The sequence below is a fragment of the Variovorax sp. PMC12 genome (genome assembly GCF_003019815.1).
Taxonomy (GTDB): Bacteria; Pseudomonadota; Gammaproteobacteria; order Burkholderiales; family Burkholderiaceae_C; genus Variovorax.
Window position 1 is genome coordinate 4,654,161 of sequence record NZ_CP027773.1, and the last position, 14,723, is coordinate 4,668,883.

A 14,723-nucleotide genomic window follows, 5' to 3' on the forward strand; every position below is an offset into this window, starting at 1 on the left:
GAAAGTCCGTTGCCTAGCCGGCGCCGTGCGCCTTCACCCAGCGCACGATGTCCGCCGCGCTCATGGCGCCGGCCTGCCGCGCGACCTCTCGGCCGCCCTTGAACAGCGCCAGCGTGGGGATGCTGCGGATGTTGAAGCGCGCGCCCAGCGAGCGCACCGCCTCGGTGTCGACCTTGGCCAGCCGCACCTTCGGCTCGAGCTGGGCCGCGGCCTGCTCGTAGCCCGGCGCCATCTGGCGGTACGGACCGCACCACGGCGCCCAGAAGTCGACCAGCACCGGAATCTCGTTGCGCGCGATGTGGCGATCGAAGGTGGCTTCGTCGGGCAGCGCGGTCGAATGGCCGGCGAACAGCGGGCGGTGGCAGCTGCCGCAGTCGGGCGCGCTGCCCAGCTGGTCCGCGCGCACGCGGTTGGTCGTGTGGCAGTGCGGGCAGACGATGTGCAGCGGGGTCGAATCGGTCATGCGCAAGAACTGGGGGCCGCAGGGGCCAATTGCAAGACGCGCGCCGGGCAAGGCGTCTTTTGCGAAACTTGCCGGCCGTGACGCTCGCAGAATCCTCCGAATCGACCACCTCCACCGTCCGCTGGGCCGGTGAACTGCTCCACCTGCTGCCCGAACGGGCGCTGTGGTGGCCCGCCGCGGGCGTGCTCTTCGTGGCCGACCTGCACCTGGGCAAGGCCGCGACCTACCGCGCGCTGGGCCAGCCGGTGCCGGGCGGCACCACGCAGGAGAACCTCGCGCGGCTCGATGCGCTGGTCGCGCGGTGGAGCCCCCGGCGCATCGTGTTCCTGGGCGACTTCCTGCATGCGGCGCAGGCGCGCACGGTGCTCGCCGGCGTGCAGGCCTGGCGCGAAGGCCATGCGGGCATCGCGATGACGCTGGTACGCGGCAACCACGACAGCCGCGCGGGCGACCCGCCCGAAGCGCTGGGCATCGAGGTGGTGGATGAGCCGCACCTGATGGGCCCGTTTGCCTGCTGCCACCATCCGCAGCCGCATGCCACGCATTTCGTGCTCGCGGGGCACCTGCACCCCGTGTGCCGGCTGCATGGGCCGGGGCGCGACAGGGTGCGGCTGCCTTGCTTCGTGAGCGAGGCGGGGCAGGCGGTGCTGCCTGCCTTTGGCGAGTTCACAGGCGGATGGCTGATGGAGCGTGCGCCGGGGCGGCGCTTCCACGCGGTGGGCGGTTCGGCTGTCTGGGCCCTGCCCGCGTCGGAGTGATCTTTGCTCCTTTCCCTTCCGGGGGAAGGTTGGGATGGGGGCAGGCGGCGCTGGTTCTTGCGCGGTGCTTCATCGATTGCCGCTTGCCCCCACCCCGGCCCTCCCCCAGCGGGGGAGGGAGAAAGAAAGCCTCAGAGCACGACCGGATCGTCCGGCAACTCGTTCACGTCGAGTTCGCCTTCGCCCAGCGGAAAGTGCTCCACCAGCAGCGCCGAAATCTCCTCGAGCGCCTGCGTGAGCCCGTCCTCGAAGCGCCCTTCGCGGAAGGCCGCGCTCATGCGCTGCATCATCGCGGTCCACGCCGCGGCGTCGACGCGCGAATGGATGCCCCGGTCCGCCACGATCTCGATCGCATGCTCGGCCAGCAGCAGGTAGATCAGCACGCCGTTGTTGTGCGCGGTATCCCAAACGCGCAGCTTGCCGAACAGCATGACGGCGCGCTCGCGCACCGAGGCGTGGCGCCACAGGTACGACATCGGCAGGCCGGCTTCGATGCAGATGCGGATCTCGCCGCTGTGGCGGCGCTCGCTCGCGGCCACGCGGCCCGTGAGGCGCTGCATGGCCTCGTCGGGCAGGGCGCGGCGAACCTCGGCTTCGTCGATCCAGCGATGGCGCCAGATGCGGCCGAGCTTGGTGAAAAGGGTGGCTTCGGTCGTCATCGTGTTCACCAGTTGCCCGACGCGCCGCCGCCGCCGAAGTTGCCGCCGCCGCCGGAGCTGAAGCCACCGCCTCCGCCGCCACGGCTGAAGCCGCCTCCGCCACCGCCACCCAGACCACCGCCCCAGCCGCCGCCCCCGCCGCCGCCGCCCGGACGTCCGGCGCCGGCGACGAGCGAGAACACCAGCGCGACAAGCGCGGCGATCACCGCGATGGCGATGCTGGCGGTGATGAAGAACACCACCACGCCCACGCCGCCGCCCACGACGATCGTTCCCAGCTTCTTGCCGAGGATGGCGCGCGCGATGGGCGCGCCGACGAACACGCCCACGAACAGGAAGATCGCGAGGTTCTCCCAGTCGAAGCCGCCGCCTCGGCCGGAGTCGCCCGTGTCCTGCACCGGTGCCGGCAGCGGCTCGCCGTCGACCAGCCCGATGATCCGGTCGACCGCCGCGTTCAGGCCACCGGAGAAGTCGTTATTGCGAAAGCGCGGCTTCATCTCCTCGTCGATGATGCGGCTGGCCGCGAGGTCGGGCACAACACCTTCGAGCGTCTTGGCGGGCGCGATGCGCATGCGGCGGTCGTTCTTGGCCACGACCACCAGCAGGCCGTCGCCCACGCCCTTGCGGCCGATCTTCCAGGTGTCGCCCACGCGCTGGGTGTAGCTCTCGATGTCCTCGGGCGCGGTGGTCGGCACCATCAGCACCACGATCTGCGAGCCCTTGCGCTGCTCGAAGGCGGCGAGCTTGGTCTCCAGGCCGCTGCGCTGCGGGCCGTCGAGCGTGCCGGTCTGGTCGATCACGCGCGCGGTGAGCGCGGGCACCGGCAGCAGGCCTTGCGCGAATGCGCCGCCCATCGTCAGCAGCATGAATGCCGCGAGTAGGCGTGCGGCCCATTCCAGAAACACCGCGGAACCGGCTTTGCCGGGCCGCCGGTGTTGCCCCCGGTGAGGGGGAAGGCGCAGTGACACGAAGTGCACGAAGACTGGGGGAGGTTACTTTTTCGGGTTACTGAAATCGACCGTTGGTGGCACGGAGATCTGCGCCTCGTTCTGCACCGTGAAGGTCGGCTTCGGCGCGTAGCTGAAGATCTTTGCGGTGATGTTGGTCGGGAAGCTGCGCGCGAGCACGTTGTACTCCTGCACGGTCTCGATGTAGCGGTTGCGCGCCACGGTGATGCGGTTCTCGGTGCCCTCGAGCGTCACGCGCAGGTCGCGGAAGGCCTGGTTGGCCTTGAGGTCGGGGTAGCGCTCCGACACCACCATGAGCCGCGACAGCGCGGAAGACAGCTCGCCCTGCGCCTGCTGGAACTTGGCGAAGGCTTCGGGGTTGTTCAGCGTTTCCGGCGTGACCTGGATCGAGGTGGCCTTGGCGCGGGCCTCGACCACCTTGGTGAGCGTGTCCTGCTCGAAGGAGGCCTCTCCCTTGACGGTGGCGACGATGTTGGGCACCAGGTCGGCGCGGCGCTGGTACTGGTTGAGCACCTCGCTCCAGGCCGACTTGCTGGCCTCGTCGAGGGACTGGAACTGGTTGTAGCCGCAGCCGCTCAGGGACACGACCGCCGCAAGGATCAGGAACCAGCGCTTCATCATCATTTGCATTACCTCCGCACAAGAGGCGGAAGTTAGCATAGATGCCCCATGGCCCTAGACCCGCTCCACGCCCTCCAGGCCGCGAACCGCGCGGCATTGCCGTTGGCGTCCGCCGCGTTCGGCACCTTGCTGGTCGCAGGCGCGACAGGCGCGCTGGGCGCCGAACTGCTGCGGCGGCTGGCGGGCAGCCACCGGCATGCCCACACCCGCGTGCTGGCGCGCGAGCCGATCCGCGACGGCGTGCGCGGCGTGGAAGCGTGCCTGACCCCGCCGCGCACGAGCACTCCTATCGGTCAATGGCCGCTCACGTCGGCGCACACCGCCATCATCGCGTTCGACCCGCCGCGCCTGTACCACGACCGCGAGCGCGCGCTGTGGGTGCCCGAGCCCGCCGACCTGCCCGAACTCGCCCGCTGGCTGCGCGCCTGCGGCGTGCAGACGCTGGCCATCGTGCAGCCGCACGACCAGGGCCGGCTGCCCGAGGCGCTGAAGCGCGGCCTCGCCAGCCTCGACGAGCAGGCGGTGGTGGCCCACGGTTTCGAGCGCGTGATCCTGGTGCGCTCGGCGCGCAAGCCGGCCGATGCGAAGCTCGCCAACCCCTTCGAGCGGGTGGCCGCGTGGATGCTGTCCATCGTGCGCTTCATGGTGCCGAGCAGCGAACAGCCGGTGCGCGCTTCGAAGGTGGCGGAGCTGGTCGACATCGCGCTGCGCATCGCGCCGCCGGGCGTGCATGTGGCCGCGCCGGAGCTGGTGTGGCAGGCCGCGCAGGGCGACATGCACGCGGTGGCGCGCGCGTGGCTGCAGCCCTAGCCCCGCCCCGGCCTCTGCGGCCTGCTAGCCGAAGCGCAGCGAGCGCAGCCCCACGGTGCGGTCGACCCAGACCACCGCCACCAGCGTGACCACGATGCTCACCGTCGACACGGCCGCTGCGGTCGGGTCGAAGTCCCAGCGCAGGTAGTCGAACAGCTGCAGCGGCAGCGTCGTCATGCCGATGCCCTTGAGCAGCAGCGACATGTTGAACAGGTCGAACGAGATCACGAACGCGAACAGCGCGCCGGTGATGATGCCCGGCTTGACCAGCGGCAGCGTCACGCGAACGAAGGCGCGCCATGGTGACGCACCGAGGCTGCGCGCGGCCTGCTCCAGCGTGCCGTCCTGGTTGTAGAGCGCCGACGCCACGTTGGTGAACACGTACGGCAGCGTGACCAGCACGTGGCCCACCACCAGCCCGAACATCGTGCGCGTGCCGATGCCGCTCGCGTACAGGAAGAACAGCAGCGCGATCGCCGTGAGGATCTCCGGCAGCATGAGCGGAAGCATCAGCATCATGCGCAGCCCCTCGCGCAGCCGCGTGGCATGGCGCACCACGTAGAGCGCGCCGGCCACGCCGATGATGGTGGAGCACACCGTCGCGATGGCCGCCACCTGCAGCGAGGTGCCGATGGCGCGCATGAAGGCTTCGTTGGCGAACAGCGCGCCGAACCAGCGCAGCGAGATCCCCTGCGGCGGGAAGGTGAGGAACTCGCCCGCGTTGAGCGACATCAGCACGATCACCGCGATCGGCAGCAGCAGGAACACGTACACCGCGCCGACGTACGCCAGCCCCATGGCATTGGCCGCGCGCGTGGCCAGGGGAGTGCGCTTGCGGGTCATTGCAGGCCTTTCATGAAGCGCCCGGTGAGGCGGGCGTAGAGCCACACGGCCACCATGCCGCAGGCCGAGAGCACCAGTGCCTGCGCCGCGCCGGCCGGCCACTGGAAGTTGTCGATCAGGTTCTGCACCACCAGCACCGACATCGTCTTGACCTGCGCGCCGCCGAGCATCACGGGCGTGACGTAGGCGCTCAGCGTGAGCACGAACACGAGGATGGTGCCGGCCTGTATGCCGGGCCACGACATCGGAAGCACCAGCCGCCAGAACACCTTCAGCCGCGAAGCGCCGAGCGATCGCGCGGCCTGTTCCAGCGTCGGGTCGATGCTCTGGATCACGCCCACCAGCGGCAGGATCATGAAGGGCAGGAACACATGCACCAGCGCGATCGTCACGCCCAGGCGGTTGTTCATGAGCTGCAGGCCGGTGGTGAGCAGTCCCAGGTCGATCAGCGTGCGGTTGATGACGCCGTTGCCCGACAGCAGGATCAGCCAGCCGAAGCTGCGCACCACCACGCCCACCAGCAAGGGCGACAGCACCAGCACGTACAGCAGGCTGCCCCAGCGGGAGCGCGTGCGCGCGAGGTGGTAGGCGACCGGGTAGCCCAGCAGCAGGCAGATGGGCACCGTGGTGACGCCGAGCAGCAGCGTGTCGGCCAGCACGCCGAGGACGTAGCGGTCGCCCAGCGCGCTGGCGTAGTTGGCTAGCGTGAAGCCGGCGCCGTAGGGCGCGCCCACCGCCGTGGTCCGCAGGCTCATGCCGATGATGTTGAGATAGGGCAGCACCAGGAACACGCCGATCAGCACCAGCGCGGGCGCGATCAGCCAGAACGCGCCGCTACCCGGGCCCCGCTTGCCTGCCTTGCGGGGCTTGCTGCCGTCGCGCTGCGCGGCGGCGCCGGGTGCGTCGGCCGTCATCACCGCGCTCATGGCGCCGCCGCGATGATCCAGGCGTGGCCCGGATCGAAGGCGAAGGCCGCCTGCGCGCCGGCCTCCGCGCGCTGGCCCGGCGAGGTCTGCACCAGCAGGCTCTGGCCGCCGGCGCACTGCACCGTGTGCTCCACCGTGCTGCCGAGGAAATAGGCCGACTGCACCAGCCCCGTGTAGGGTCCGTCGTTGCGCCAGCGGATCGCCTCGGGGCGGATCGTCACGTGCACCGGCTGTCCCGTTGCCAGAGGCTGGTCGTGGCTCGCCGGCACGCTGCCCAGCGCGGTGCTCACGCGGTAGGTCGGGTACGGGCCGGGCTCGTCGGTGAGCCCTTCGACGCGGCCTTCGATGAGGTTCGAGCGGCCGATGAAGCGCGCCACCTCCACGCTGCGCGGGCGCATGTAGATCGCCTCGGGCACGTCGAACTGCAGCAGCCGGCCGCCCAGCATCACGGCCACGCGGTCGGACATCACCATGGCCTCCGACTGGTCGTGCGTGACGTACAGCGTGGTGATGCCTACGCGCTTCTGCAGTTCGCGAATGAACACGCGCATGTCTTCGCGCAGCACGGCGTCCAGGTTGGCGAGCGGCTCGTCGAGCAGCAGCAGCCGCGGCTCCACGACCAGCGCGCGCGCCAGCGCCACGCGCTGCTGCTGGCCGCCGGAGAGCTGGCGCGGGTAGCGCTCGGCCATGGCGGTGAGCTGCACCATCGCGAGCACGTCGTCGATGCGGCGCTTGCACTCGGCCTTGCCGATGCCGCGCATCTCCAGGCCGAACGCCAGGTTGCGCCACACCGTGAGGTGCGGAAACAGCGCGTAGTTCTGGAACACCATGCCGATGTCGCGCTTCTCCGGCGGCAGGTCGGTGATGTCCTCGTCGTTCAGGCGCACGCGGCCTTCGTCGGGAAACTCGAAACCCGCCACGCAGCGCAGCGTGGTGGTCTTGCCGCAGCCGCTCGGGCCCAGCAGCGAGATGAACTCGCCTTCCTCGGTCTTCAGGTCGAGGTGCGCGATGGCCGGCGCCGGCGCGTTGTCGAAGCGCTTGCGCAGGCCGTCGAGCGACACCCTCGTGGTGCGGCGCGCGGGCGCCGTGCGTGCGGGGCTGGCTGCGCTCACTTCATCTCCCGGTTCCAGCGGTCGGTGATGGCCGCCACCTGCGGATTGACCTTGGCCCAGTCGAACTGGAAGATCGACTTCATGCGCTCGCCGCTCACCGGCACGTCCCTGGCGAGATCGGGCGGCAGCTTGGAGCCCATGTGGGTCGGCGAGGTGAAGAATTCCCTGGCCATCATTTCCTGCACGTCGGCGCGCAGGATGAAGTCGAGGTACTTGTAGGCCTCTTCCTTGGCCGGCGCATTCTTCAGCACGTTGAACGACTGCTCGAAGGCCAGCACGCCTTCGGTGGGCAACACCATTTCCACCGGCACGCCTTTTTTCTGCAGCGCCACGATCTCGGGGAAGTCGATCACCGCCACGGTCACGTCGCCGCGCGTGAGCATGGTAGACAGCGTGCCGCTCCAGTCGGCCTGCGTGAACGGCAGCAGCTTCTTGATCTCGGCGAAGGCGCGGTCGATGGCGTCCTGCGAGCCGCCGTAGAGCTTGGCCGTCATCAGCAGGAACAGCATCGCGGCGGTGTTGCCGATCTGGTAGAGGCCGATCTTGCCCTTGAACTCGGGGTTGCTCCACAGGTCCGACCACGACTTGGGCGGCGTCTTCACCAAGTCCTTGCGGTAGCCGATGCCGATGGTCGAGACGATGCCGCGCACGCCGTTGTCGCCGGGGTTGCGCAGGATCGGGTACACGTTCGCGAGGTTGGGCACCTTGGCTGCGGGAATGGGCTCGAAGTAGCCTTCGGCGCGCACCAGGCTTGCGATGTTCTCGTTGACCATCAGGATGCTGTAGGGCGGCTTCTCGACGCCGGCGGCGCGAAGGTTGGCGACGAAGTTCTTGCCCAGGCCCACGTCGAGCGTGGTCTGCACGCCGGCCGTTTTCATGAACATCGGCATCAGGTCGGAGCGCCAGAACTTTTCCCAGCGGCCTCCGTAGGTGTTGACGACGAGGTTCTGCGCGGCGAGCGACATGCAGGGCATGGCCAGCGCGGACATGCCGGCCGCTGCGGCCATGGCTTGCAGGCAGTCGCGGCGGGAGAAGTTTTTCATGATGGAGATCCTGGGGAAGATGGAAGAAGGAGGCGCTGTCAGGGCTGGGCCTGCTTGCGGTAGGCGTAGTTCTTGTCGAGGCGCTCGAGCAGGTAGTGGCCGTAGGTGACGGGGTCGTAGCGCGGCGGATGCTGCGCGTCGGTGCACGTGGGCAGGCACTCGATCAGCGCGTCCATGGCGGGGTCGAGAAAGTACGGCAGCGAGTAGCGGTCGCCGCCCGAGCGGTTGATGACCCGGTGCGGCGTGGACACGAAGCGGTCGTTGGTCCAGCGCGCCAGCATGTCGCCGACGTTGAGCACGTAGGTGTCCGCGATCGGCGGCGCCTCGATCCAGTCGCCGCCGCGCGGCCGCACCTGCAGGCCGCCGGAGTCGTCTTGCGCGAGCAGGGTGATGATTCCGTAGTCGGTGTGCGGCGCCGAGCCCATCTGGTCGTCGTCGACGGGCGGCTGCGGCGGATAGTGCAGCGCGCGCAGGAAGGTGGTGGGGTGCTCGAAGTGGTGGTCGAGCGCATGCGCCTCCAGGCCGAGGCTCATCGCAATCAGACGCACGATGTAGCGCCCGAGCGCGTCCACCTCGCTCACGTACTGCGTCATGGCGGGTTTGAAGCCCGGCAGCCATTCGGGCCACTGGTTGGGGCCCTGCATCGGCAGGCCGGCGAGCAGGCCCTTGTCGTCGGGCGGCAGCTCGTGCATGAGCATCAGCGATTCGCTCATGTTCGGGCGCGTGACCTTGGCGACCGACGAGGTCACGATGGTCGACGAGGCCATGCCCATGTAGCCGCGATGGAAGGCGTTGATCGCGAGCGACTGCTTCTGTTCGAGCGTGGAGGCGTGGAACTCGCGCGAAGCCGCAAAGGCCGCATCGCGCGTGGCGCGGCGCACCGTGTGGCCCGAGATGTAGGCGAAGCCGATGGTGCTCAGCGCCTCGTGCAGCTGCAGGGCGGAAGTCTTGGCGGCGGCGGTGCTCGGGTCGAGGTTGCCGCCGAGATCGACGAGGGGAATGGAGTTCGGCATCGGGCGTCGGGGTTCAGCAGGAAGACGGAGGGCGGATCAGGAAAGAGAAGACGGGGAAGGCTGGCCGCCGCCCAGGCCGCGCCACTTGCGCAGCAGCTCGCGCGAATCCATCACCAGCCCCAGGTGCAGCGACACCATCGCCAGCGCCGCGCCTTCCAGGTGCGCGTCGGTGCCCCGCACCAGGTCGCGCAGCACGATCACGCGGTAGTTGTGGTTGTTGGCGTCGAAGGCGGTGTTGAGCACGCAGCAGTCGGTGAAGCCGCCGTCGAGCACCACCGTCTCGATGCGCTGGTTGCGCAGCAGAAAGTCCAGGTCGGTCGGATAGAACGCCGAGAGCCGGCGCTTGCTGTCCACGCGCATGTCGCCGGGCTCCACGCGCGTGACCCACTCGGTCCACTTGGTGCCTTCGATGGCATGCGCATGGGCGTTCGGAATCTCGCCCACATGCAGCGGGAAGGTGCGCCGCCATGCAGCCGGAATGCCGCGCGTGTCGTCCTCGCCGCCGGGCCGCAGCACCGACCTGACATGCACGATGCGCACGCCCAGCGCGCGCACTTCGTCGTGGAAGCTGTCGATGGGCGCCACCACGTCGCGTGCGCGCGGCGCGGGGCAGGGGCAGTCGGGGTCGTCATCGAGATGGCCCCGGTGCATGTCGATGGAGACCACGGCCGTGGTGGCCGGGTTCAGGTAGTCGGCGAACCGCGCCGCGTCGAGCTCGCGCTCCTCGTTGTAGACCCAGGCCTTCATCGGCGTTCTTCCCGCACATAGGGTTGGCCCAGCGCACCGGGCTCTTCATCGGCGCCGCGCCGGGAGAGCGCGACCCACACCATCACGCCCAGCGTCACCGCATAGGGCGTCATCATCACGAAGTACTGCGGCAGCTGAACGCCGGCGGCGGCCAGCTGCGGAATCAGCGCCTCGATGCAGCCGAAAAGCAGCGCGCCCACCAGCGCCTTCCACGGCGACCAGCGCGCGAAGATCACGAGGCCCACGGCGATCCAGCCGCGCCCGCCGGTCATGCCCGCGATCCACAGCTTGGTGCTGACCACCGAGATGTACGCGCCCGCCAGCCCCACCAGCGCCGAGCCCGCGAGCACCGCCGCGAAGCGCCATGCCGCCACGCGGATGCCGGCGGCGTCGGCGGCCTGCGGGTTCTCGCCCACCGCGCGCAGCCGCAGGCCGGTGGAGGTGCGTGCGAAGAACCAAGCCACCGCGCAGAAGATCGGCAGCGTGAGCCACACCATCGCGTTCTGCTCGAAGAGCCTGCCCACGCCCGGCAGCATCGACAGCGGCCACAGGCCCATCGCGCCGATGCCTTCGGTCGCGTGGTTGGTCCACTCGGCCATCGAGCCGACCAGCGCCGTGAGCCCCTGGCAGAAGAACACCAGCGCGAGCCCTGCAATCACCTGGTTCACGCGCAGCCAGATCACCATCACCGCGAACAGCACCGACACCACGCTGGCCGCGAGCATGGCCAGCACCAGCGACACCGCCGGCTGCCCGATGGCGATCTGTGCGCCGATGCCGGCCAATGCGCCGACCAGCATCAGCCCCTCGGCACCGAGCGCCAGCACGCCCGCGCGCTCGCAGATGATCAGGCCGAGCGCCGCGAGCGCATAGGGCACCGCGAAGTCCGGCGTGCTCGCCAGCCAGTTGAGGACGATGCCGCCGCTCATCGAAAAGCCTCCGCGCCCACGCGGCGCAGCCGGTGGCGGATGAAGAAATCGCTCGACGCCACGCACACCACGATGATGGCCTGTATGAGCTGCACCATCGAGAACGGTACCTGGTAGAACACCTGCAGGCTGCGCCCGGTGACGAACAGCGCCGCCACCAGCAGCGCCACCACCGTGGCCGCCAGCGGGTTGTTGCGCGCGAGGAAGGCAATGAGGATGCCCGAGAAGCCGTAGCCTTGGTAGAAGGCCTGCGTGAGCCTGCCTTCCTGCCCCGCCGCAACGGCGAAGCCCGCGAGCCCGGCCATCGCACCCGACAGCAGCACCGCGCCGTAGATGGTGCGCCGCACCGGCACGCCGTTGGCATGCGCGACGCGCGGGTTGGCGTCGACGAAGCGCAGGTACAGGCCCGCGCGGCTCACGCTCACCAGCCACCACGCGAGCAGCGCGACCACGCCCGCCAGCAGGATCGAGCTGCCCACGCCGCCGCCGAGTTCGGGCAGCCGCTCGAACGCGCGGAACTGCGGCGAATAGGGAAAGTTGTCCTTCGGGTCCTTCCAGCTTCCGTACACCAGGTGCAGCAGGAAGTTGGCCGCCATGTAGTTGAGCATCAGCGTCGAGATGATCTCGTTCACGCCCAGCTTCAGCTTCAGCCACGCCGGGCCCAGCACCCACAGCAGGCCGCAGCCGACGGCCGCGACGAACATGAGCGGCAGGCGCAGGTTCTCGGGGCCGATCTGCCACATCGACACCGCCGTGGCGCCGATGGCGCCCCAGATCATCTGGCCCTCGAGCCCGAGGTTCCAGAAGCGCGCGCGGAACGCGATGGCACCGGCCAGGCCGACGAGGATCATCGGCGCCGCCTGGAACAGCACCGCGCGGAAGTTCTGGCCATCGAGGAAGGTCTGCGTGACGAACTCGTTGGCCAGTTCGTCGGCGGGCACGCCGGCCGCCACCAGGATGGCGGCGGAGATGGCGAAGCCCACCAGCAGCGCCGCCGCGAGGATCAGCGCCTGCCAGCGCCATGCCATGTGCTGGCGGATCTCCAGCGCGTAGCGGCGGTGCGCCAGCGGCTGCGGCGGCTTTGCCGCGACGGTGTTCGGTGCGCTTGCCATGTTTGCGGAGAGGGATGCTTCAGCCATGGTCCACCATCGCCTGCCCTATCGCCTGCCGGTCGGCGGGCTGTGCGAACTCGCCGGCGATGCGCCCGCGCGTCATCACGCCCACGCGGTCGGCGAGCTGCAGCACCTCGTCGAGGTCTTCGCTGATCAGCAGCACCGCAGCGCCGCCGTCGCGCGCGGCGCGCAGCCGCGCGTGCACCTCTGCGCTGGCGCGCACGTCGAGGCCGCGGCTCGGGCTGTGCGCAAGCACCAGCGTCGGCGACTTGCCGAACTCGCGCGCCAGCACCAGCTTCTGCGCATTGCCGCCCGACAGCAGCGCCGCCTTCTGCGCGACGGAGCGCACGCCCTGCACGTCGAAGGCGCGTACCGCCTCCTGCGTGTCTGCCTGGATGCGGCCCCGGCGCAGGCGCCACACGGGTCCGTAGCGGCCGGTGTGCACGCGGCCGATGGCGTAGTTCTCCGCCACCGACAGGCCGCCCGCGAGCGCGAGGCCGTAGCGGTCGGCCGGAATCGCGGCAATGCCGATGCCGCGCCGCGCGGATGCGGCCATCGTCTTCAGGTCGCCGTGGCCTTCGAGCCGGATCTCGCCTTCGGTGGCTTCGCCCGGCAGGCCCATGATGGCGCCCGCCAGTTCGCCTTGCCCGTTGCCGCCCACGCCGGCAAGCCCGTAGATCTCGCCAGCATGCAGTTCGAGGTCGACACCGTCGAGCACCCGCCGGCCTTCGGGCGAAGCAGGCGTGCGCAGCCCGCGCACCGTCAGCCGCACCGGGCCGCGCGATGCGGCCGGGGCCTGGAAGCCCTGCGCGGCGATCGACTCGCCCACCGTGAGCTTCACCAGCTCGGCGGTCGTGGCCTCGGCCGGCTTCAGCGTGGCCACCGTGCGGCCGCCGCGCATCACCGTCACGCGGTCGGCGTACGTTTTCACGTCGGCCATCTTGTGCGTGACCAGCACCACCGCGGCGCCCTTGCGCGCCAGCCCCTGCACGGTCTGCAGCAGGCGCGCGGCTTCCTGGTCGGTCAGCACGGCGGTGGGCTCGTCGAGGATCAGGATGCGCGCGCCCGCCAGCAGCACCTTGAGGATCTCCACGCGCTGCTGCTCGGCGATCGACAGCGCATCGACGCGCTTCGACGGATCGATGTCGAAGCCCAGCTCCGAGGCCTTGTTGCGGATGTCGCGCTCTATTTCGCGCAGCCTTTCGCCGTGGCTCTGGAAGCCGACGGGCGGCGGCGCGGTGAGCAGGATGTTCTGCGCCACGGTGAACGGCCGCACCAGCTTGAAATGCTGGTGGACCATGCCGATGCGCTGCCTGGCCGCATCGCGCGGGCCGGTGAAGCGCACCGCGTTGTCGTCCACCAGCAGCTGGCCCGCCTCGGGCGCATAGAGCCCGGCCGCGATGTTCATGAGCGACGACTTGCCCGCGCCGTTCTCGCCGAGCAGGGCATGCACCTCGCCCCAGCGCGCGGTGAAGTGGGCGTCGGTCAGTGCCGCGAAGCCGTCGAAGGACTTGCGGATGCCGGTGAGTTCCAGCGCATTGGGCATGGCTTACTTCTGCGTGACCACGCCCTTGACGAACCAGTCCATCTTCCAGAGGTCGGCATCGGACAGCACCGCGCCCTTGGCGACGCGCTCCTTGCCGTCGCGGTCGGCGAGCGGGCCGGCGTAGATCTGCTTGCCCTTCATGATCGCGTCGCGCTCGGCGGTGATGAGCGCGGCCTTGTCCTTGGGCACGGCGGGGCCGAAGCCGGCGATGTCGGTGCCGCCGTCCTTCATCTCGATGAAGGCGCCGTACTGGGCTGGCTTCCAGTTGCCGGCCATGATCTTCTTGAGCTCCGGCGTGAGGAAGCGGTCCCACACCCACACCGACGAGCACAGCGTGGCCTTGGGCGCGAACTGGCGCAGGTCGCGGTGGTGGCCGGTGCCGTACACGCCGCGCTCCTGCGCCACGATCTGCGGCGTGGGGCTGTCGACGTGCTGGCCGATCACGTCGGCGCCCTGGTCGATCAATGCCGCGGCTGCCGCGCGTTCCTTCACCGGGTCGTTCCACGCGCCGGTGTAGATCACGTTGACGGTGGCGTTCGGGTTCATCTTCTGCGCGCCGAGCGCGAAGGCGTTGATGGTCCAGTTCACCACGCCGAAGGGGTTGGCCGCGACGAAGCCGAGCTTGCCGGTCTTCGACGCCGCGCCCGCGGCCATGCCGCAGAGGTACTGGCTCTCGTAGGTGCGGCCGTAGAACGACTCGAGGTTGCTGCCATTGGTGGTGCCGGAGCCGTTGAGGAAGGCCACGTCGGGGTACTTGGCGGCCAGGTCCTTGAAGCTGTCGGAGTAACCGAAGGCGGTGCCGATGACGATGTTGGCGCCGCGCTGGATGAACTTCTCCGCGGCGGGCTTGATGGCCGATGCGTCTTCGGGCACGTTCTCGACGAACTGGATTTTCTGGCCGATCTCCTTCTCGATCTTCACGCGGGCTTCGTCGAAGGCCTGCGTCCAGCCGCCGTCGTTCTTGGGGCCGAAGTAGAGCATCGCGATCTTCGGCTTGTCCTTGAGCGTGAAGCCGTCGGCCGCAACGGCGGGCAGCGTGGTGAAGAGCGCGCCGCCGGCTGCGAGGGTCATGGCAAGCCCGAGGACGGGGCCGTGGGAGGGAGTGCGCGGCATGAAGCAACCTTTCGTGGGGAGCATGGGAAGAGAGGAGAAAAAAAGGGGGGGAGGTCGCGT

General features: G+C 69.5%; 16 protein-coding genes. 2 read left to right on the forward strand and 14 right to left on the reverse strand.

The features are described 5' to 3' along the window. Window positions 1–13: 13 nt before the first annotated feature. On the reverse strand, window positions 14–463 hold the full coding sequence (gene trxC / locus C4F17_RS21645; protein WP_106936612.1) for a thioredoxin TrxC: 450 nt from the start codon (window positions 461–463) through the stop codon (window positions 14–16). A 77-nt stretch (window positions 464–540) separates the two neighbouring features. On the opposite strand from trxC, the gene pdeM reads away from it, so the two are divergent. Continuing rightward, window positions 541–1,221, forward strand: a complete 681-nt coding sequence (gene pdeM, locus C4F17_RS21650; RefSeq protein ID WP_106936613.1) for a ligase-associated DNA damage response endonuclease PdeM — start codon at window positions 541–543, stop codon at window positions 1,219–1,221. Window positions 1,222–1,352: 131 nt separating this feature from the next. Here pdeM and C4F17_RS21655 read toward each other — a convergent pair whose 3' ends face one another. From C4F17_RS21655 to C4F17_RS21670, 3 genes are all read right to left on the reverse strand, one after another. Continuing rightward, the gene (locus C4F17_RS21655; RefSeq protein WP_106937649.1) at window positions 1,353–1,880 is read right to left on the reverse strand and encodes a TPM domain-containing protein; all 528 of its coding nucleotides are present in this window, start codon (window positions 1,878–1,880) and stop codon (window positions 1,353–1,355) included. A gap of 5 nt (window positions 1,881–1,885) precedes the next feature. Continuing rightward, window positions 1,886–2,746 carry a TPM domain-containing protein gene (locus C4F17_RS21660; protein ID WP_106936614.1) on the reverse strand — a complete coding sequence of 287 codons (861 nt, stop codon included), beginning with the start codon at window positions 2,744–2,746 and terminating at the stop codon, window positions 1,886–1,888. Between the two features lie 126 nt (window positions 2,747–2,872). After that, the gene (locus C4F17_RS21670) at window positions 2,873–3,472 is read right to left on the reverse strand and encodes a LemA family protein (RefSeq protein ID WP_172839768.1); all 600 of its coding nucleotides are present in this window, start codon (window positions 3,470–3,472) and stop codon (window positions 2,873–2,875) included. Between the two features lie 45 nt (window positions 3,473–3,517). Here C4F17_RS21670 and C4F17_RS21675 point away from each other — a divergent pair, with 45 nt between their 5' ends. Further along, window positions 3,518–4,279 (forward strand): hypothetical protein, encoded by a 762-nt coding sequence (locus C4F17_RS21675; RefSeq protein ID WP_106936615.1) that lies wholly within the window; start codon window positions 3,518–3,520, stop codon window positions 4,277–4,279. A 24-nt stretch (window positions 4,280–4,303) separates the two neighbouring features. Here C4F17_RS21675 and C4F17_RS21680 read toward each other — a convergent pair whose 3' ends face one another. The 10 genes from C4F17_RS21680 to C4F17_RS21725 are packed head-to-tail and all read right to left on the reverse strand — an operon-like array spanning window position 4,304 to window position 14,621. Beyond that, window positions 4,304–5,122, reverse strand: a complete 819-nt coding sequence (locus tag C4F17_RS21680) for an ABC transporter permease (RefSeq protein WP_199851876.1) — start codon at window positions 5,120–5,122, stop codon at window positions 4,304–4,306. Then, window positions 5,119–6,048: an ABC transporter permease gene (locus tag C4F17_RS21685; RefSeq protein WP_234382275.1), complete on the reverse strand. Its 930-nt coding sequence runs from the start codon at window positions 6,046–6,048 to the stop codon at window positions 5,119–5,121. The genes C4F17_RS21680 and C4F17_RS21685 overlap by 4 nt, the downstream gene beginning before the upstream one ends. Next, window positions 6,045–7,160, reverse strand: a complete 1,116-nt coding sequence (locus C4F17_RS21690; protein ID WP_081266080.1) for an ABC transporter ATP-binding protein — start codon at window positions 7,158–7,160, stop codon at window positions 6,045–6,047. Before C4F17_RS21690 ends, C4F17_RS21685 begins: the two co-directional genes overlap by 4 nt. Continuing rightward, a complete protein-coding gene (locus C4F17_RS21695; RefSeq protein ID WP_234382278.1) occupies window positions 7,157–8,203 on the reverse strand; it encodes an ABC transporter substrate-binding protein in 1,047 nt (348 codons plus the stop codon). The genes C4F17_RS21690 and C4F17_RS21695 overlap by 4 nt, the downstream gene beginning before the upstream one ends. A 38-nt stretch (window positions 8,204–8,241) precedes the next feature. Further along, complete coding sequence (locus tag C4F17_RS21700; RefSeq protein WP_106936616.1) at window positions 8,242–9,216, reverse strand: isopenicillin N synthase family dioxygenase; 975 nt, start codon at window positions 9,214–9,216, stop codon at window positions 8,242–8,244. Window positions 9,217–9,252: 36 nt separating this feature from the next. Next, complete coding sequence (locus tag C4F17_RS21705; RefSeq protein ID WP_106936617.1) at window positions 9,253–9,963, reverse strand: cysteine hydrolase family protein; 711 nt, start codon at window positions 9,961–9,963, stop codon at window positions 9,253–9,255. Next, the gene (locus C4F17_RS21710; RefSeq protein WP_081266077.1) at window positions 9,960–10,892 is read right to left on the reverse strand and encodes an ABC transporter permease; all 933 of its coding nucleotides are present in this window, start codon (window positions 10,890–10,892) and stop codon (window positions 9,960–9,962) included. The genes C4F17_RS21705 and C4F17_RS21710 overlap by 4 nt, the downstream gene beginning before the upstream one ends. Beyond that, entirely contained in the window at window positions 10,889–12,004 is a 1,116-nt protein-coding gene (locus C4F17_RS21715; RefSeq protein ID WP_106936618.1) for an ABC transporter permease, read from the reverse strand. Before C4F17_RS21715 ends, C4F17_RS21710 begins: the two co-directional genes overlap by 4 nt. 19 nt (window positions 12,005–12,023) lie before the next feature. Beyond that, on the reverse strand, window positions 12,024–13,550 hold the full coding sequence (locus tag C4F17_RS21720) for an ABC transporter ATP-binding protein (protein ID WP_106936619.1): 1,527 nt from the start codon (window positions 13,548–13,550) through the stop codon (window positions 12,024–12,026). A gap of 3 nt (window positions 13,551–13,553) precedes the next feature. After that, entirely contained in the window at window positions 13,554–14,621 is a 1,068-nt protein-coding gene (locus tag C4F17_RS21725; RefSeq protein ID WP_234382281.1) for a BMP family ABC transporter substrate-binding protein, read from the reverse strand. Between the last annotated feature and the right edge of the window lie 102 nt (window positions 14,622–14,723).

Bases quoted from the DNA above. Each gene is read 5' to 3' on its own strand.
- trxC (WP_106936612.1), bottom strand. From the start codon at position 463: ATGACCGATTCGACCCCGCTGCACATCGTCTGCCCGCACTGCCACACG.
- C4F17_RS21655 (WP_106937649.1), bottom strand. From the start codon at position 1,880: ATGACGACCGAAGCCACCCTTTTCACCAAGCTCGGCCGCATCTGGCGC.
- C4F17_RS21660 (WP_106936614.1), bottom strand. From the start codon at position 2,746: ATGCTGCTGACGATGGGCGGCGCATTCGCGCAAGGCCTGCTGCCGGTG.
- C4F17_RS21670 (WP_172839768.1), bottom strand. From the start codon at position 3,472: ATGATGATGAAGCGCTGGTTCCTGATCCTTGCGGCGGTCGTGTCCCTG.
- C4F17_RS21675 (WP_106936615.1), top strand. From the start codon at position 3,518: ATGGCCCTAGACCCGCTCCACGCCCTCCAGGCCGCGAACCGCGCGGCA.
- C4F17_RS21680 (WP_199851876.1), bottom strand. From the start codon at position 5,122: ATGACCCGCAAGCGCACTCCCCTGGCCACGCGCGCGGCCAATGCCATG.
- C4F17_RS21685 (WP_234382275.1), bottom strand. From the start codon at position 6,048: ATGAGCGCGGTGATGACGGCCGACGCACCCGGCGCCGCCGCGCAGCGC.
- C4F17_RS21695 (WP_234382278.1), bottom strand. From the start codon at position 8,203: ATGAAAAACTTCTCCCGCCGCGACTGCCTGCAAGCCATGGCCGCAGCG.
- C4F17_RS21700 (WP_106936616.1), bottom strand. From the start codon at position 9,216: ATGCCGAACTCCATTCCCCTCGTCGATCTCGGCGGCAACCTCGACCCG.
- C4F17_RS21705 (WP_106936617.1), bottom strand. From the start codon at position 9,963: ATGAAGGCCTGGGTCTACAACGAGGAGCGCGAGCTCGACGCGGCGCGG.
- C4F17_RS21710 (WP_081266077.1), bottom strand. From the start codon at position 10,892: ATGAGCGGCGGCATCGTCCTCAACTGGCTGGCGAGCACGCCGGACTTC.
- C4F17_RS21715 (WP_106936618.1), bottom strand. From the start codon at position 12,004: ATGGCAAGCGCACCGAACACCGTCGCGGCAAAGCCGCCGCAGCCGCTG.
- C4F17_RS21720 (WP_106936619.1), bottom strand. From the start codon at position 13,550: ATGCCCAATGCGCTGGAACTCACCGGCATCCGCAAGTCCTTCGACGGC.
- C4F17_RS21725 (WP_234382281.1), bottom strand. From the start codon at position 14,621: ATGACCCTCGCAGCCGGCGGCGCGCTCTTCACCACGCTGCCCGCCGTT.